The organism is Pseudomonas sp. FP1762 (genome assembly GCF_030687105.1).
Taxonomy (GTDB): domain Bacteria; phylum Pseudomonadota; class Gammaproteobacteria; order Pseudomonadales; family Pseudomonadaceae; genus Aquipseudomonas; species Aquipseudomonas siliginis.
Window position 1 is genome coordinate 2,944,991 of the sequence record NZ_CP117458.1, and the last position, 18,620, is coordinate 2,963,610.

General features: G+C 60.7%; 11 protein-coding genes. 7 read left to right on the forward strand and 4 right to left on the reverse strand.

The window, feature by feature from the left end; genetic code table 11:
- The first annotated feature begins 124 nt into the window (after positions 1-124).
- The 4 genes from PSH90_RS13190 (at position 125) to PSH90_RS13205 (ending at position 8,005) form a co-directional block, all read left to right on the forward strand.
- Positions 125-3,232, forward strand: a complete 3,108-nt coding sequence (locus PSH90_RS13190) for an efflux RND transporter permease subunit (protein WP_071172349.1) — start codon at positions 125-127, stop codon at positions 3,230-3,232.
- Positions 3,229-4,698 (forward strand): efflux transporter outer membrane subunit, encoded by a 1,470-nt coding sequence (locus PSH90_RS13195; protein ID WP_150635394.1) that lies wholly within the window; start codon positions 3,229-3,231, stop codon positions 4,696-4,698. The genes PSH90_RS13190 and PSH90_RS13195 overlap by 4 nt, the downstream gene beginning before the upstream one ends.
- Positions 4,699-4,999: 301 nt before the next feature.
- Positions 5,000-7,081 (forward strand): bifunctional diguanylate cyclase/phosphodiesterase, encoded by a 2,082-nt coding sequence (locus tag PSH90_RS13200; RefSeq protein WP_305383051.1) that lies wholly within the window; start codon positions 5,000-5,002, stop codon positions 7,079-7,081.
- Positions 7,082-7,258: 177 nt separating this feature from the next.
- Positions 7,259-8,005: an SDR family oxidoreductase gene (locus PSH90_RS13205; RefSeq protein WP_024012870.1), complete on the forward strand. Its 747-nt coding sequence runs from the start codon at positions 7,259-7,261 to the stop codon at positions 8,003-8,005.
- Positions 8,006-8,136: 131 nt separating this feature from the next.
- On the opposite strand, the gene mapR is transcribed toward PSH90_RS13205, so the two are convergent.
- The 3 genes from mapR to PSH90_RS13220 all read right to left on the reverse strand — a co-directional run bounded on the left by mapR (position 8,137) and on the right by PSH90_RS13220 (position 11,921).
- On the reverse strand, positions 8,137-9,546 hold the full coding sequence (gene mapR / locus PSH90_RS13210; RefSeq protein ID WP_041480995.1) for a GntR family transcriptional regulator MpaR: 1,410 nt from the start codon (positions 9,544-9,546) through the stop codon (positions 8,137-8,139).
- A 500-nt stretch (positions 9,547-10,046) separates the two neighbouring features.
- Positions 10,047-11,477 carry a cytochrome c oxidase accessory protein CcoG gene (ccoG, locus tag PSH90_RS13215; RefSeq protein ID WP_305383054.1) on the reverse strand — a complete coding sequence of 477 codons (1,431 nt, stop codon included), beginning with the start codon at positions 11,475-11,477 and terminating at the stop codon, positions 10,047-10,049.
- A gap of 195 nt (positions 11,478-11,672) precedes the next feature.
- The gene (locus PSH90_RS13220; RefSeq protein ID WP_056785796.1) at positions 11,673-11,921 is read right to left on the reverse strand and encodes a DUF3203 family protein; all 249 of its coding nucleotides are present in this window, start codon (positions 11,919-11,921) and stop codon (positions 11,673-11,675) included.
- Positions 11,922-12,042: 121 nt separating this feature from the next.
- Here PSH90_RS13220 and PSH90_RS13225 point away from each other — a divergent pair, with 121 nt between their 5' ends.
- Positions 12,043-12,555, forward strand: a complete 513-nt coding sequence (locus tag PSH90_RS13225; RefSeq protein WP_056785798.1) for an MgtC/SapB family protein — start codon at positions 12,043-12,045, stop codon at positions 12,553-12,555.
- Between the two features lie 161 nt (positions 12,556-12,716).
- Here the strand turns inward: PSH90_RS13225 and PSH90_RS13230 are convergent, their stop codons facing one another.
- Entirely contained in the window at positions 12,717-12,875 is a 159-nt protein-coding gene (locus PSH90_RS13230) for a hypothetical protein (protein ID WP_167351302.1), read from the reverse strand.
- A 217-nt stretch (positions 12,876-13,092) separates the two neighbouring features.
- Here PSH90_RS13230 and PSH90_RS13235 point away from each other — a divergent pair, with 217 nt between their 5' ends.
- Positions 13,093-15,090 (forward strand): alpha-1,4-glucan--maltose-1-phosphate maltosyltransferase, encoded by a 1,998-nt coding sequence (locus PSH90_RS13235; RefSeq protein WP_305383056.1) that lies wholly within the window; start codon positions 13,093-13,095, stop codon positions 15,088-15,090.
- Between the two features lie 186 nt (positions 15,091-15,276).
- The gene (treS, locus tag PSH90_RS13240) at positions 15,277-18,618 is read left to right on the forward strand and encodes a maltose alpha-D-glucosyltransferase (protein ID WP_305383058.1); all 3,342 of its coding nucleotides are present in this window, start codon (positions 15,277-15,279) and stop codon (positions 18,616-18,618) included.
- Positions 18,619-18,620 lie beyond the last annotated feature (2 nt).

Here is an 18,620-nt window from a genome sequence, read left to right on the forward strand (position 1 = left end):
ATCTCCCCTGTGGGAGCGAGCCTGCTCGCGAAAGCGGGAGGTCAGTCACTGCCAAAGTTGAAGGTAAGGGCGCATTCGCGAGCAGGCTCGCTCCCACAGAGGTATGCGGGGAGAACAAGAGTCGATGAACCTCTCCGGCCCTTTCATCAAACGCCCCGTGGCAACCATGCTGCTCTCCCTGGCAATCATGTTGCTCGGTGGGGTCAGCTTCGGGCTGTTGCCGGTATCGCCGTTGCCGCAGATGGATTTCCCGGTGATTGTCGTCCAGGCCAGTCTGCCGGGCGCAAGTCCCGAGGTGATGGCTTCGACGGTGGCGACGCCGCTGGAGCGGTCGTTCGGTGCGATTGCCGGTGTCAACACCATGAGCAGCCGCTCCAGTCAGGGTTCGACGCGGGTGATTCTGCAGTTTGACCTCGACCGCGACATCAACGGCGCGGCGCGGGAAGTGCAGGCGGCGATCAACGCCTCGCGCAATCTGCTGCCGAGCGGGATGCGCAGCATGCCGACGTATAAAAAGGTCAATCCGTCGCAGGCGCCGATCATGGTGCTGTCGCTGACTTCGGATGTGCTGGAAAAAGGCCAGCTCTACGACCTGGCCTCGACCATCCTCTCGCAAAGCCTGTCGCAAGTGCAGGGCGTCGGTGAAGTACAGATCGGTGGCAGTTCGCTGCCGGCGGTGCGCATCGAACTCGAACCGCAGGCGCTGAACCAGTACGGCGTGGCCCTCGACGATGTGCGCAAGACCATCGCCGACGCTAACGTGCGCCGGCCCAAGGGCTCGGTCGAGGACGGCGAGCGCCTGTGGCAGATCCAGGCCAACGACCAGTTGGAGAAAGCCAAGGATTACGAGTCGCTGATCATTCACTACGCTGACGGCGCCGCATTGCGTCTCAAGGACGTGGCGAAAGTCAGCGATGGCGTCGAAGACCGTTACAACAGCGGTTTCTTCAACGACGACGCGGCGGTATTGCTGGTGATCAACCGTCAGGCCGGCGCCAACATCATCGAGACGGTCAACGAGATCAAAGCGCAGTTGCCCGCGCTGCAAGCGGTGCTGCCGGCCAGCGTCAAACTCAATCTGGCCATGGATCGCTCGCCAGTGATCAAGGCCACGCTGCACGAAGCCGAAATGACCTTGCTGATCGCCGTCGCCCTGGTGGTGCTGGTGGTTTACCTGTTTCTGGGTAACTTTCGCGCCTCGCTGATCCCGACCCTGGCGGTGCCGGTGTCGCTGGTCGGTACCTTTGCGGTGATGTACCTGTACGGGTTCTCGCTGAACAACCTGTCGCTGATGGCGCTGATTCTCGCCACCGGACTGGTGGTGGACGACGCCATCGTGGTGTTGGAGAACATTTCCCGGCATATCGACGAAGGCGTCAAGCCGATGCAGGCCGCGTACCTTGGGGCCAAGGAAGTCGGCTTTACCCTGCTGTCGATGAACGTCTCGCTGGTGGCGGTGTTCCTGTCGATCCTGTTCATGGGCGGGCTGGTCGAGAGCCTGTTCCGCGAATTTTCCATCACCCTGGCGGCGGCAATCGTGGTGTCGCTGGTGGTTTCCCTGACGCTGACGCCAATGCTCTGCGCGCGCTGGCTCAAGCCGCACACGCCGGGCCAGGAAAACCGCCTGCAACGCTGGAGCCACAAGACCAACGACTGGATGGTCGGCAAATACGCCACCAGCCTCGACTGGGTATTGCGTCATCGCCGTCTGACCTTGTTCAGTCTGCTGCTCACTGTTGGCGTCAACATTGCGCTGTATGTGGTGGTGCCGAAAACCTTCCTGCCGCAGCAGGACACCGGCCAGTTGATCGGTTTCGTGCGTGGCGACGACGGTCTGTCCTTCAACGTCATGCAGCCGAAAATGGAAACCTTCCGCCGCGCCGTGCTCAAGGATGAAGCGGTGGAAAGCGTGGCCGGGTTCATCGGCGGCAACAACGGCACCAACAACGCCTTCATGATCGTGCGCCTGAAACCGATCAAGGAGCGCCAGCTGTCGGCACAGAAAGTCATCGAGCGTCTGCGCAAGGAAATGCCCAAGGTGCCCGGGGCGCAGTTGATGCTGATGGCCGACCAGGACCTGCAATTTGGCGGCGGCCGCGAGCAGACCAGTTCGCAATACACCTACATCCTTCAAAGCGGCGACCTCGCCGAGCTGCGCAAGTGGTTCCCGAAAGTGGTCACCGCGTTGCGCGCTTTGCCCGAGCTGACCGCCATCGATGCCCGCGAAGGTGCCGGGGCGCAGCAGGTGACACTGATTGTCGACCGGGATCAGGCCAAGCGCCTGGGGGTCGACATGAACATGGTCACCGCCGTGCTCAACAACGCTTACAGCCAGCGGCAGATTTCGACGATCTACGACAGCCTCAATCAGTATCAGGTGGTGATGGAGGTCAATCCGAAATACGCCCAGGATCCGGTGACGCTCAAGCAGGTCGAGGTGATTACCGCTGACGGTGCGCGCGTGCCGCTGTCGACGTTCGCCCATTACGAAAACAGCCTGGAAAACGACCGCGTCAGCCATGAAGGCCAGTTTGCGTCCGAAAGCATTTCATTTGATATGGCCGAAGGCGTGACCGTGGAGCAGGGGAGTGCCGCCATCGAACGAGCGATCGCCAAGGTCGGTTTGCCGGAGGATGTGATTGCGAAAATGGCCGGCACCGCTGACGCCTTCGCCGCGACGCAGAAGAGCCAGCCGTTCATGATCCTCGGTGCGTTGCTGGCGGTGTATCTGGTGCTCGGTGTGCTGTATGAAAGCTACATTCACCCGCTGACCATTCTCTCGACTTTGCCCTCGGCCGGGGTTGGCGCGTTGCTGTCGATCTATGCATTGGGGGGCGAGTTCAGCCTGATTTCCCTGCTGGGGATATTCCTGCTGATCGGCGTGGTGAAAAAGAACGCCATTCTGATGATCGATCTGGCGCTGCAATTGGAGCGTCATCAGGGCCTGTCGCCGCTGGAGTCGATCCGCAGCGCCTGTCTGCAACGCTTGCGGCCGATCCTGATGACCACGCTGGCGGCGATCCTCGGCGCCTTGCCGTTGCTGCTCGGCCGCGCCGAGGGTGCGGAAATGCGCCAGCCGCTGGGCCTGACCATCATTGGCGGCCTGGTGTTCAGCCAGGTCCTGACCCTTTACACCACCCCGGTGGTTTACCTTTATCTCGACAAGCTGCGCCATCGCTTCAACAAATGGCGTGGCGTGCGTACTGATGCCGCTCTGGAAACTCCGCTATGACTGACCGTTCGCTTATCCAATTGGCCACCGTCCGCGGCTCGCGCCTATTGAGCCTGTCGCTGTGCGTGGCGCTGCTCAGCGCTTGCGCAGTCGGCCCGGACTACCAGCGCCCGCAAACTGCCGAAATCGCTCAGTTCAAGGAAGCCGAAGGCTGGCGTCAGGCCAATCCCAGCGACTCGCTGGCCCGGGGCGCCTGGTGGGAGTTGTACGGCGATCGGCAGCTCAACGCCTTGGTGGAAAAACTCAACAGCTCCAACCAGACCGTCGCCCAGTCCGAAGCGCAGTTTCGTCAGGCGCAGGCTTTGGTGCGCAGTGCACGCGGGGCGTTTTACCCCAGTGTCGACCTGAGTCTGGGCAAGAACCGCTCGAGTCAGGGCACCGGCAGCAGCAGTTCGAGCCTGAGCAGTTCCTCAAGCGGTATTCGTGATACCTACACCGCGCAACTGGGCGTCAGTTGGGAAGCCGATGTCTGGGGCAAGCTGCGCCGTGGGCTGGAGGCGGATGAGGCCAACGCCCAGGCGAGTTTTGCCGATCTGGCGGCGATGCGTCTGAGTCAGCAGTCGGAGCTGGTGCAGAACTACCTGCAACTGCGCGTCATCGATCAGCAGAAGCGTTTGCTTGAAGCCACGGTTGCCGCTTACGAGCGATCACTGAAGATGACGCAGAACCAGTACCGCGCCGGGGTTTCCGGGCGCGATGCGGTGGCGCAGGCGCAAACCCAGTTGAAAAGCACCCAGGCCGATCTGGTCGACCTGATCTGGCAGCGCGCACAGTTTGAAAACGCCATTGCCGTGCTCACTGGCGAAGCCCCGGCCAACTTCAGCATTGCCGAAAGCCAGAACATCCCGAATCTGCCGCAAGTGCCGTTGAGCCTGCCTTCGCAATTGCTCGAACGCCGTCCTGACATCGCTTCGGCAGAGCGCTCTGTGATCGCCGCCAACGCCAATGTCGGCGTGGCGAAAGCCGCGTATTACCCGGACCTGACCCTGAGCCTGAGCGGCGGCTACAGCAGCAGTACCTCGAAAAACCTGATCAGCCTGCCGAACCGTTTCTGGTCGGTCGGCCCGCAGCTTTCTCTGCCGCTGTTCGACGGCGGCATTCGTTCGGCCGAGGTTGACCGCAGCGAGGCGGCCTATGACGAAACCGTCGCGCGCTACCGCCAGACCGTGCTCGACGGTTTCCGCGAAGTGGAAAACTACCTGGTCCAGCTCAAGGTGTATGAGGACGAAGCGGCAGTGCGCCAGGAAGCGCTGGATGCTGCCCGCGATTCTCTGCGCCTGACGGAAAACCAGTACAAGGCCGGGCTGATTGCCTATATCGACGTGGTCGTGGTGCAAGCCACGGCGCTGAGCAACGAACGCAGTGTGCTGAATATTCTGCAGAACCGACTGATCGCCAGCGTGCAACTGATCGCCGCGCTGGGCGGCGGCTGGGACGGCCAACTCGACGTCAGCGACAACCGCTGAACCTGTGGGAGCGAGCCTGCTCGCGAAAGCGGTGGGTCAGGCAACTACGATGGTGGCTGTGCCGACGCCTTCGCGAGCAGGCTCGCTCCCACGGGGATTTTTGTCTGGCATGAGATCGCTTTCACAGGGTGAGGTTAAAGCCCACCGCAGAGCCTTGTAGGACGATCGAACAAGCGTTTCATCGGCTTGATGGCAATTTGGTTACTTTGTCAGTGCGTTCTTCCGCGCAATCAGTACAATCGCCGCATTTGCCCGACCGAGAATGGAAGCAGTACGGTTTCGGCTTGTCACGAGAACGTCCATGCTCATCGGCAGCTACTCCTTCACCCTGGTTTTCATTTCGTTGTGCGTGGCCATTCTGGCTTCCTACACGGCGCTCGATCTCACCGGGCGCATTGCCACGGCTAAAGGCCGGGCCGTGCATTTCTGGACGGCGGGCGGGGCGTTGGCGATGGGCGTTGGCGTCTGGTCGATGCATTTCATCGGCATGCTCGCCTTCAAATTGCCGATCGACCTGGGCTACGACTTCGCCCTCACTGCGCTGTCGCTGCTGATCGCGGTGCTGTCCTGCGGCTTCGCGTTGTGGCTGGTCAGCCAACCGAAACTGCCGCTGGCGCAACTGGCTTTCGGTGCGCTGATCATGGGTTCGGGCATCAGCGCCATGCACTACACCGGCATGGCCGCGCTGCGCATGACACCGGGCATCGATTACGACCCGACCCTGTTCAGTGCCTCCCTGCTGATCGCCGTCGGCGCCTCGGCAGCGGCATTGTGGATTGCCTTTCGCCTGCGTCAGCACTCGCCCTATGTGCGGCTGATTCGCGCAGGTGCGGCGGTGATCATGGGTGTGGCAATTGTCGGCATGCATTACACCGGCATGGCTGCTGCGCAATTTCCTGACGGCAGTTTCTGCGGCGCGACGCTCAATGGCTTGAAGGGCAATGGCCTCGACAGTCTGGTCGTGGTGACCACGCTGGCGGTGCTGTCGATTGCGTTGTTGACCTCGATCCTCGACGCCCGCCTCGAAGCGCGCACGGCTGATCTGGCGCACTCGCTGACGGTGGCCAACCGCGAACTCACCCAACTGGCCCTGCACGATCCGCTGACCAGTCTGCCCAACCGCATGCTGCTCGACGACCGCATCAATCAGGCGATCAAAAAGGTGCAAGAGCAGGGTGGCTGCTTCGCCTTGATGTTCATCGACCTCGACGGCTTCAAACCGGTCAACGACGCATTCGGCCATCACATGGGCGACCAATTGCTGCGCGAGGTCGGCGCGCGTCTGCGTGAAGACTTGCGCAGCCAGGACACTCTTGCGCGAATCGGCGGCGATGAGTTCGTTCTGCTGGTGCGTTTGAGCGAGCCCAATGACGCCTTGAGCCTGGCTGCGCGTCAGGTCAGCCTGATCGGTCGCACGTTCCGCGTCGCTGAACATGATCTGCAGATTTCCGCCAGCGTCGGCATTGCCCTCTACCCGGGCAACGGTGACAACGCCCAGGAACTGCTGATGAACGCCGACGCCGCGATGTACCACGCCAAGGGCGGCGGCAAGAACGGCTACAGCTTCTTCGATGCATCGATGAACACCAACGCGCGCAAACAATTGCAACTGTTACAGGATCTGCGCGCGGCCATCGAGCACAACCAGTTCTGTCTGCATTACCAGCCCAAGTTCGACGCCGCCAATGGCCGTCCGGTCGGTGCTGAAGCGCTGCTGCGTTGGAAGCATCCGCTGTACGGCATGTTGATGCCGGACAAGTTCATTGATCTGGCGGAGAAAACCGGGCTGATCATTCCGATGGGTGAATGGGTGCTCAACGAAGCCTGCCGGCAGATGCGCGAATGGTACGTGCTCGGTTACACCGACTGGCGCATCGCCGTGAACCTCTCGGCCTTGCAGTTCTGCCATGCCGGGCTGGTGCAAAGCGTGGCCAAGGCGCTGGCGACCCATCACCTGCCGGCCAACAGCCTGACTCTGGAAATCACCGAAACCACGGCCATGAGCGACGCCGATGCGAGCATGACCGTGCTGCAAGAGCTGTCGGACATGGGTGTCGACCTGTCGATCGACGACTTCGGCACCGGTTATTCCAGCCTGATGTACCTCAAGCGCCTGCCGGCCAATGAGCTGAAGATCGACCGCGGTTTCGTCCGCGATCTGGAGCACGACAGCGATGATGCTGCAATCGTCTCGGCGATTGTTGCGCTGGGGCAGGCCCTGGATTTGCGGATTGTCGCCGAAGGTGTCGAAACCGGCGCGCAACAGGACTTCCTGACCAAACTGGGCTGTGATTCGCTGCAGGGCTATCTGCTCGGCCATCCGATGCCGGCGGAGCGCTTCATGCAGGACATCGTGCGTGGGCAACGGCTGGCGGTGGTCTGAGATACCGAGTCATCGTTCTTCGCGAGCAGGCTCGCTCCCACAGGTGATCGCATTCCCTTGTGGGAGCGAGCCTGCTCGCGAAGGCGCTTGTGCAAACACCATAGAACTCATGCAAAAGCCATGAATGGCAGTTATTCTTCCCCCGACTGTTACGTGTGCACGTGGGGGAAGGCCAGCATGGATAAAGTCATTGTCATCACCGGGGGCGGGCGCGGAATCGGCGCGGCTACGGCATTGCTGGCAGCCGAACAGGGCTACCGGATCTGCATCAACTACCAGTCGGATGAGCAGGCCGCACACAGCGTACTCGAACAGGTTCGAGCCTTGGGCGCGCAGGCCATCGCGGTTCGCGCCGATGTCAGCATCGAAGACGAAGTGATCGCGATGTTTCAGCGCGTCGACGCCGAACTGGGCCGGGTTACCGCGCTGGTCAACAACGCCGGCACCGTCGGGCAGAAGTCGCGAGTCGATGAAATGTCCGAATTCCGCATCCTCAAAATCATGAAAACCAACGTGCTGGCGCCGATCCTCTGCGCCAAACACGCGATCCTGCGCATGTCGCCCAAACACGGCGGGCAGGGCGGCAGCATCGTCAACGTCTCCTCGGTCGCGGCACGCCTCGGTTCGCCGAACGAGTACGTTGATTACGCCGCATCCAAGGGTGCGCTCGACACCTTCACTATCGGTCTGTCGAAAGAAGTCGCGGGTGAGGGCATTCGCGTCAATGCCGTGCGTCCGGGCTACATCTATACCGACTTCCATGCGCTGAGCGGCGACCCGGATCGGGTCAGCAAGCTCGAATCGGCGATTCCCATGGCCCGGGGCGGGCGGCCGGATGAAGTTGCGGAGGCGATTGTCTGGTTGCTGTCGGACAAGGCATCGTATGCGACCGGGACGTTTGTTGATTTGGGGGGTGGGCGGTAAACCGGTGGGTTTGCAGTGTTAAAACCGGCCTCTTCGCGAGCAGGCTCGCTCCCACAGTGGATTTGTGAATACAGACCCCATGTGGGAGCGAGCCTGCTCGCGAAGGGGCCAGTCCAGACAACATCTATCCCTCAGAACGACCGCACAATCCGCCCCAACGTCTCCATGGCCTTTTCCGATTCCTCGGTCCACGGGCTGCCGTAGTTCAAGCGAATACAGTTCCTGAAGCGCTGGGTCGGCGAGAAGATCGGCCCCGGCGCGATGCTGATGCCTTGTGCCAGTGCCATTTGAAATAACTTCAGCGAATCCATCTGCTCCGGCAATTCCAGCCACAGAAAGTAGCCGCCCGCCGGTTGGCTGACCCGGGTCTGCGCCGGAAAGTAGCGGGCAATCGCCGCGAGCATCGCGCTCTGCTGTTCTTCCAGGGCATAACGAAGTTTGCGCAGATGCCGATCGTAGCCGCCGTGTTGCAGATAATCGGCGATAGCCGCTTGCGCCGGCATCGAAGCGCACAGCGAGGTCATCAGCTTCAGCCGTTCGATTTTCTGCGCGAAACGTCCGGCTGCCACCCAGCCGATGCGATAACCGGGGGCGAGACTTTTGGCGAACGAGCCGCAATGCATGACCAATCCTTCGGTATCAAAAGCCTTGGCCGGTTTTGGCGCCTGTTGCCCGTAATAAAGCTCGGCGTAGACGTCGTCTTCGATCAACGGCACCTGATGCTGACGCAGCAGTTCGACCAGTTCCTGTTTCTTCGCCTCGGGCACAGTCGCGCCCATCGGATTCTGGAAACTGGTCATGCACCAGCAGGCCTTGATCGGATGGCGTTCCAACGTCTGCGCGAGCACACCGAGGTCGATGCCATCGCGCGGGTGCACGGGGATCTCCACGGCTTTCAGTTTCAGGCGCTCGAGCACCTGCAGGCTGGCGTAGAACGCCGGGGCTTCGATGGCCACCAGATCACCGGGCTCGGTCACCGCTTGCAAACACAGGTTCAGCGCTTCGAGGGCGCCGTTGGTGATAAGCAATTCTTCCATCGGCAACATCAGCCCGCCGACCATGTAGCGCAGGGCAATCTGCCGGCGCAGTTGCGGATTGCCCGGCGACATGTCGGTGACGACCATGCGCGGGTCCATCTCCCGCGCGGCGCTGGCCAGGGAACGCGACAGGCGTTGCAGCGGGAACAGCGTCGGGCTGGGGAAGGCCGAGCCGAAGGGCACGGTGTTGGGGTCTTTGATCGAATCGAGTACCGAGAACACCAACTCGCTGACGTCGACTTCAGTGGATTCGTTGACCTGGCTGCTGATTACCGGCTCGGAGAATGTGCTCGGCGTATGGGCGTTGACGAAGTAACCGGAGCGCGGCCGGGCGCGGATCAGGCCGCGGCGTTCGAGCAGGTAATAGGCCTGGAACACCGTGGACGGGCTGACGCCGTAGGTCTGGCTGGCGTAGCGCACCGACGGCACCCGCTGGCCGGGGCCGAGGACGCCGGAGCGGATCAGTTCAGCGATGTCGTCGGCGAATTTTTCGTAGCGTTTCATCGGTGGGCCTTGGTGGACATGATTTTGTGGTGTGTCAGGGAAGGAGCCCTCACCCTAGCCCTCTCCCAGAGGGAGAGGGGACTGATTGGGGGATGCTGATGAAATATGCCGGCCTGACAGTGCTTTGCCGAATCCATAATCGACTCGGTCTTTCAGGTCGATGCATAGCGACAGACACCTCGGTTGGCTCCCTCTCCCTCCGGGAGAGGGGACTGATTGGGGGATGCTGATGAAATACGCCGACCTGACAGTGCTTTGCCGAATCCATAATCGACTCGGTCTTTCAGGTCGATGCATAGCGACAGACACCTCGGTCGGCTCCCTCTCCCTCCGGGAGAGGGGACTGATTGGGGGATGCTGATGAAATACGCCGACCTGACAGTGCTTTGCCGAATCCATAATCGACTCGGTCTTTCAGGTCGATGCATAGCGACAGACACCTCGGTCGGCTCCCTCTCCCTCCGGGAGAGGGCTGGGGTGAGGGCAGCAATGCCAAATTCTCAACGATTTATCGGCGCCACAAACCGGCTCTTCGCCACGCTGTATACCTGCGGCTCGTCACTGTCTTCAATCCTGAAACTCAATGTCTGCGAACTGCTCGCCGGGCGCTCGGTGGTCATCGCCACCGACACCGGCACATCGACAATCTCTCCCGGCGCCAGGCTCAGGGCCGTTTTGCCCTGCAACTCAAACCCGTCCCCATCAACCAGACTCAACCGGTATTCCTGTCGCTGCTGAGTCTTGTTGATCACTTTCAGCGAATAAATATTCTCGATCTGCCCCTGAGCGTTCTCGCGGAACAACCCGCGATCCTTGGTCACGTCCAGCGACACCATCGGCCGCTCGATCAATGCCAGCGCCAACGCTCCGATCATCACCAACAACACCGCCGTATAGCCAATCAAACGCGGACGCAGCAGATGGGTTTTGCCGCCCTGCAATTCGCGCTCGGAACTGTAGCGGATCAGGCCGCGCGGGTAATGCATTTTGTCCATGATCGAATCGCAGGCGTCGATGCACGCTGCGCAGCCGATGCATTCCATTTGCAAGCCATCGCGGATGTCGATGCCGGTCGGGCAGACCTGCACGCACAACTGGCAGTCGATGCAATCACCCAGGCCGGCTTCGACCGGGCGCACGTCACGCTTGCGCGGACCACGGTTTTCGCCACGGGCGGCGTCGTAGGCAATGGTCAGCGTGTCCTTGTCGAACATCACACTCTGGAACCGCGCATACGGGCACATGTGCATGCACACGGCTTCACGCAGCCAACCGGCGTTGATGTAGGTGGCGGCGGCGAAGAACAGCACCCAGAACAGACTGACGCCACCGATCTGCAGGGTCAGCAAATCTTCAGCCAGCGGCCGGATCGGGGTGAAGTAACCGACGAAGGTCAGGCCGGTCATCACGCTGATCGCCAGCCACAACGTGTGCTTGGCGGCGCGCCGCGCCAGTTTGTTCAGGCTCCACGGCGCCGCTTGCAGTTTGATCCGTTGGTTGCGCTCGCCTTCGGTGATCTTCTCGCACCACATGAAGATCCACGTCCACGAACTCTGCGGGCAGGTGTAACCGCACCAGACGCGACCGGCGAACACGGTAATCGCGAAGAGTCCGAACGCAGCGATGATCAACAATGCTGAGAGCAGAATGAAATCCTGCGGCCAGAACGTCGCGCCGAAGATGTGGAATTTGCTCTCCGCCAGATCCCACAGCACCGCCTGCCGACCGCCCCAGTTCAGCCACACGGTGCCGAAGAACAGCAGGAACAGAAACCCGGCACCGCTCATACGCAGGTTGCGGAACAGGCCGGTGAAACTGCGGGTGTGGATCTGCTTGTCGCTGGATCCGGCAGTCGCTTTCAGAGGGCGTGCGGGTACGCTTCTTATCGTCGGCGCTGCTTCTACGGTTCGGACGGGGATTTGCTCGCTCATGTTCGTTCGCTCATCAGCCTCCATCAGGCCGATGCACTATGAGCGCCGATCTGTTTGCAGAACAGACTCAGGTTTGGCAATAAAAAGCGGATCAGATGGGGTTTGGCGCAATCCCTGCGACAACTTGAAGCATCAGGGTGGGCGCGGCGCAAACGCCTATTGCAGGCGCCTGCGCCGGGTGTTGATCGAGATCAATCAAACCACCGAATCACTGTCATCGGCCTTCAGATGTTTGCGCCCGTCCTTGGCCCCGGCGACGGTCAAGACATCGGCTTCTGCTTCGGTGATGTAGGCGCGTTTGCCTTCGATTTCCACGAACGACATGGCTTTTTCGCTATCGGTCTCGACTGTCAACGTGTCGCAGATACGGATTTCCTCACCATGCTCGACGGTGAAAAAACACACTTTCTGCTCAGGGTTGGATTCATCGATTCGAACGGTCATGGCGGCAGTCCTTTCAAGTGAGGTCTGCACGTTAGGAAACGCAGCGCGCAGTTCGTTCTGCGCAACCGATTAATGGTCGCTGTTGTCCATCGCTTATCAAGCCAATAACAAGGGAAGCACGATGGAAGACTGGTGGGATGAAGTGTGGGCCACGATGCAAGCCGAATTTGCCGATATCGGCGACGCCTCGCAAATGACCCGGATCACCGTACGCCTGCTGATGGCGGCGATTCTCGGCGGGATACTCGGATTTGAGCGCGAGCATAAAGGCAAGGCAGCGGGCGTGCGCACGCACATGCTGGTGGCGTTGGGCGCTGCGCTATTCGTGTTGGTGCCGCAGACCTCGGGCGCAGAATCCGATGCCATGAGTCGGGTCTTGCAGGGTGTGATTGCCGGGATCGGCTTTCTCGGCGCCGGCACCATTCTGAAAAATCAGCAGGGCGACGAGGCCCATGTCAAAGGCCTGACCACGGCGGCGGGCTTATGGATGACGGCGGCGATCGGCGTGGCGGCGGGGCTGGGCAAGGAAGCGACGGCATTGCTCAGTACCATTCTGGCACTGGCGATTTTCAGCGTGATGCCTTACGTGGTGAGAGTGTTCGAAAAGGATGTCGACAAGAACGACCACCTCTGACTTCCCGCCGGCTAATGATCGTTGCCTGATCGTTGCCTGATCGTTCCCGCGCTCCGCGTGGGAATGCAGCCCGGGACGCTCCGCGTCCCTTCTGGAGCCGAACGCGGAGCGTCCGTTGAGGCATCCCCACGCGGAGCGTGGGAACGATCAGGGGGGCAGGGTCAGACGATCACTGGCGGCATCGTATTCGGTGGCTCTTCTTTCGGCGGTGGCGTGGTGCCGGGTGGCTCTTGCTCGGGCACCGGTGGCGGCTCGGTATCCGGCAGGGTGGGTTTGTCGATGTTCGGATCAGGCGTTTCCGCCGGGATCGGGATGTTCATCTGATGACCTCCGTATGGCACATGGCGTGGGACGTGCTTAAGTAAGTTGACCCGGCCACGGCAAATTCGATCCGCCGGTTTGTCTTGTTAATTTCATCTGAACTTTTCCCCGCGCCGGTTGCTCGGAACCTAAGTGAGTTCATGACAGGGCCGGCGCTTTGTCGCGAATACTGTTCCGGCACAAGAGCGTCCTTGGGGCGTTAAGGAGAGATGCTCAATGACTGCTGAAAGACCTTCAGAGCTGAGTTACAACCCGCACATGCCATTGTCGCAGGCGTTGCTGCTGCCTCGAATCGTCATCGAAAACACCATGCCGACCCTCGACGGCGGCCAGTTTGCCGTCAAGTCGATTGCCGGGCGCGAAGTGGTGGTGACCAGCAAAGTGTTTGCCGACGGCCATGACAAGCTCGCCGTACGCATCCGCTGGCGCGAAGAAGGCCAGGAAACCTGGCAGACCGAGGTCATGTCCGATCAGGGCAACAACACCTGGCAAGGCCAGTTCCGCCCCGAAGAGCAGGGCCGCTATCTGTATTGCATCGAAGCGTGGATCGACCATTTCGCCAGCTTCCAGTACGAACTGGAAAAGAAGCACAACGCTGCTGTGCCGGTTTCCCTGGAGCTGCAGGAAGGCCGGACCATGGTGCAACAGGCCGCAGAACGCAGCGAAGGTCAGCTCAGCGAGCAGCTTGCCGCGCTGCACCATGAATTGTCCGGCCTGCTCGAAACCGAGCAGGTTGCGCTGTTTCTGCACTCGCGCAGTGCAGAGCTGATGGCCCAGGCTGATCACCGCGCCTACCTCAGCATCAGCGCCGAATTCCCCATGGACGTCGAGCGCGAACTCGCCGAGTTCGCCAGTTGGTATGAGCTGTTTCCGCGCTCGATCACTGACGATCCCCAGCGTCACGGCACGTTCAACGATGTGCACTCGCGTCTGCCGATGATTCAGGACATGGGTTTCGACGTGTTGTACTTCACGCCGATTCACCCGATCGGCCGCGCCCACCGCAAGGGCCGCAACAATTCCCTGACTGCCGGCCCGGACGATCCTGGCAGCCCGTACGCGATCGGTAGCGAGGAGGGCGGCCACGAGGCGATTCACTCGCAACTCGGCACCCGTGAAGATTTCCGCCGTTTGGTGGCCGCCGCCGCCGACCATGGCCTGGAAATCGCTCTCGACTTCGCCATCCAGTGCTCCCAGGACCATCCGTGGCTCAAGGAGCATCCGGGCTGGTTCAACTGGCGCCCGGACGGCACGATCAAATACGCCGAAAACCCGCCGAAGAAGTACCAGGACATCGTCAACGTCGACTTCTATGCGCCGGATGCAATTCCGAGTCTGTGGGTCGAGTTGCGCGACATCGTCGTCGGCTGGGTCAAGGAAGGTGTGAAGATCTTCCGCGTCGACAACCCGCACACCAAACCGCTGCCGTTCTGGCAATGGCTGATCGCCGATGTGCGCACCCTGTATCCGGAAGTGATCTTCCTCGCCGAGGCTTTCACCACGCCGGCGATGATGGCGCGTCTGGGCAAGGTCGGTTACTCGCAGAGCTACACCTATTTCACCTGGCGCAATACCAAGGCCGAACTGGCGGAATATTTCACCGAGCTGAATCAGTCGCCGTGGCGCGAATGCTACCGGCCGAATTTCTTCGTCAATACCCCGGACATCAACCCGGCGTTTTTGCATGAGTCGGGGCGTCCCGGTTTCCTCATCCGCGCTGCCTTGGCAACGATGGGCTCGGGCCTGTGGGGTATGTATTCCGGCTTCGAGTTGTGCGAATCGGCACCGGTGCCGGGCAAAGAGGAATACCTGGATTCGGAGAAATACGAAATCCGCGTCCGCGACTTCACCGCACCGGGCAACATCATTGCCGAAATCGCCCAGCTCAACCGCATCCGTCGGCAGAACCCGGCGCTGCACACCCATTTGGGCCTGAAGATCTACAACGCCTGGAACGACAACATTCTGTACTTCGGCAAGCGCAGCGCCGATGGCAGCAATTTCATCCTGGTCGCGGTCAGCCTCGATCCGCATAACGTGCAGGAAGCGAATTTCGAACTGCCGCTGTGGGAAATGGGCCTGCCGGACGATGCCACCACCCATGGCGAAGACTTGATGAACGGCCATCGCTGGGACTGGCACGGCAAATATCAGTTCATGCGCATCGATCCGGCGTATCAGCCGTTCGGGATTTGGCGGATTACCGCTTCGTAACATTTGCACCGCCTCCGTGGCGAGGGGATTTATCCCCGTTGGGGCGCGCAGCGGCCCCTTTTTTCAAGCTGCACCGCGTTAACAATTTGCGACTGCTGCGCAGCCGAACGGGGATAAATCCCCTCGCCACAGGGGCTCACCACTGCGAGTCCCTCGGTGTATCAGAGAATTTTTCAGGAGTTCCACATGGCGAAGAAACCCAAGGCAGCCGCCTTCATCAAAGACCCGCTCTGGTACAAGGATGCGGTGATCTATCAGGTTCACGTCAAATCGTTTTTCGACTCCAACAATGACGGGATCGGTGACTTTCCCGGGCTTATCGCCAAACTCGATTACATTGCCGACCTCGGCGTCAACACCATCTGGCTGCTGCCGTTCTATCCCTCGCCACGTCGCGACGACGGTTACGACATCGCCGAATATCGTGGTGTGCACAGCGACTACGGGACCATGGCCGATGCCAAGCGCTTCATTGCCGAAGCGCACAAGCGCGGGCTGCGGGTGATCACCGAGCTGGTCATCAACCACACCTCCGACCAGCACCCGTGGTTCCAGCGTGCGCGTAAAGCCAAGCCGGGTTCAGCGGCGCGGGATTTCTACGTGTGGTCCGATGACGATCAGAAATACGACGGCACGCGAATCATCTTTCTCGACACCGAAAAGTCCAACTGGACCTGGGATCCGGTCGCTGGCCAATACTTCTGGCACCGCTTCTACTCGCACCAGCCGGATCTGAACTTCGACAACCCGCAAGTGATGAAAGCCGTGCTGTCGGTGATGCGTTACTGGCTCGACATGGGCATCGACGGCCTGCGCCTCGACGCGATTCCGTACCTGATCGAGCGCGACGGCACCAACAATGAAAACCTGCCCGAGACCCACGACGTCCTCAAGCAGATCCGTGCCGAGATCGACGCCAACTATCCCGACCGCATGCTGCTGGCCGAGGCCAATCAGTGGCCGGAAGACACCCAGCTGTATTTCGGTGACACCGACGCTGCTGGCGTCAATGGTGACGAATGCCACATGGCCTTCCACTTCCCGTTGATGCCGCGCATGTACATGGCGCTCGCGCAGGAAGATCGCTTCCCGATTACCGACATTCTCCGGCAGACCCCGGAAATTCCGGCGAATTGCCAGTGGGCAATTTTCCTGCGCAACCACGATGAACTGACCCTGGAAATGGTCACCGACCGTGAGCGCGATTACCTGTGGAACTACTACGCGGCTGACCGTCGCGCGCGGATCAACCTCGGTATTCGCCGTCGTCTCGCACCGTTGATGGAACGCGACCGTCGCCGCATCGAACTGCTCAACAGCCTGCTGCTGTCGATGCCCGGCACGCCGACCCTGTACTACGGCGACGAAATCGGCATGGGCGACAACATCTACCTCGGCGACCGCGACGGCGTGCGTACGCCGATGCAGTGGTCGATCGACCGCAACGGCGGTTTCTCCCGCGCCGATCCGGCCAGTCTGGTACTGCCGCCAATCATGGACCCGCAGTATGGCTATCAGTCGGTCAACGTCGAAACCCAGTCCGGCGATCCGCACTCGTTGTTGAACTGGACGCGCCGTCTGCTGGCGGTGCGCAAGCAGTCGAAAGCGTTCGGCCGTGGCACCTTGAAAATGCTCTCGCCGAGCAACCGTCGCGTGCTGGCTTACACCCGCGAATACACCGATGCCGACGGCAAGCACGAAGTCATTCTGTGCGTGGCGAACGTCTCGCGCAGTGCGCAAGCGGTCGAACTGGACCTGTCGGCGTATGTCGGCATGGTGCCGGTGGAAATGCTCGGTGGTAACGCGTTCCCGCCGATCGGTCAGTTGAATTTCCTCCTGACCCTGGCGCCGTACGGTTTCTATTGGTTTGCACTGGCAGCAGAGAACCAGATGCCGAGCTGGCACGTCGAGCCGGCACAGAGCCTGCCGGACTTCACCACGCTGGTACTGAAAAAACGCATGGAAGAACTGCTCGAAGCGCCATCGCGGACGACGCTGGAGCAAAGCATCCTGCCGAGCTGGCTGCAGAATCGTCGCTGGTTTGCCGGCAAGGATGCGGCGATCGAGAAGGTCAATCTGGCTTACGGCGTGCGTTTTGGCGATGCCCAGCATCCGGTGCTGCTCAGCGAAATCGAAGTCACCAGCGGTGGCCAGACCAATCGTTATCAACTGCCGTTCGGCTTCATTGGCGAAGACCATGTCGGCCCGCCGTTGCCGCAGCAATTGGCGCTGTCGCGTGTACGCCGTGTGCGTCAGGTTGGCCTGATCACCGATGCGTTCACCCTGGAAACCTTCGTCCGCGCCGTTCTGCAAGGCATGCAGAACAACACCGTACTGGAGTCGATCGAAGGCGAAATCCGCTTCGAACAGACAGATCATCTGGAAAAACTCGGCCTCGGCGCCGAGTCGGATGTGCGCTACCTGTCGGCCGAGCAATCGAACAGTTCAGTGGTAATCGGCAACAGTCTGGTGCTTAAGCTGATACGCAAAGTCGCTTCTGGCGTACACCCGGAACTGGAGATGAGCGCTTACCTGACCGAGGCCGGGTTTGCCAATATCTCTCCACTGCTCGGTTCGGTGATTCGCCGCGACGCGCAAGGCGAAGACAACTTGCTGATGATCGCCCAAGGCTATCTGAGCAATCAGGGTGACGCATGGGAATGGACGCAGAACAACCTGGAACGGGCGCTGCGCGATGAACTGGCCGACGCCATGTCCGAGCAGGAGCAGCATTACAACGCCCTCGGCGAGTTGAAGGACTTCGCCGGCATGCTTGGTCAGCGTCTGGGCGAGATGCATCAGGTGCTCGCTGCGCCAACCGACAATGCCGACTTCGCGCCGCAAGTGTCGTCGAGCAAGGACATGGCCACGACAGGCAAGGACGTCACCGCCCAGGTCGAACACGCCTTGAAACTGCTCAAACAGCATCAAGGCGAGTTGAATGCGGCGGATCAGAAACTGGTCAAGCGTCTGCTCGACGGGAAGAAAACCATTCTTGCCCATGTGCAGGATCTGGCGAAGAAAGCCACCGGCGGCTTGCGCATTCGGGTGCATGGCGACTTGCATTTGGGCCAGGTGCTGGTGATCAAGGGCGACGCCTACTTGATCGACTTCGAGGGCGAACCGGCGCGGCCATTGAGCGAGCGTCGCGGTAAACACAGCCCGTACAAGGACGTCAGCGGCGTACTGCGTTCGTTCGATTACGCAGCGGCGATGACCATCAATGTGCATAACGTTGATAACAGCGTCGAAGCCGAAGCGGCGCGCAAACGGGTCGCCGAGCGTTATCTGCGTGAGGCACGCGAGGCATTTGTCCAGGCATACCGCGAGGCAGCAGCTAGTCTTGAGCATGCCTGGCAGGATCCCGAGGGTGCCGACGCCGCGCTGGCGTTGTTCGGCCTGGAAAAAGCCGCTTATGAAGTGGCTTACGAGGCAGAAAACCGCCCAACGTGGCTGCCCGTGCCATTGCACGGCTTGTATGGATTATTGACAGGGCTTAAACCCTTTTCCGATCTTGGTGGAGAGTAGTC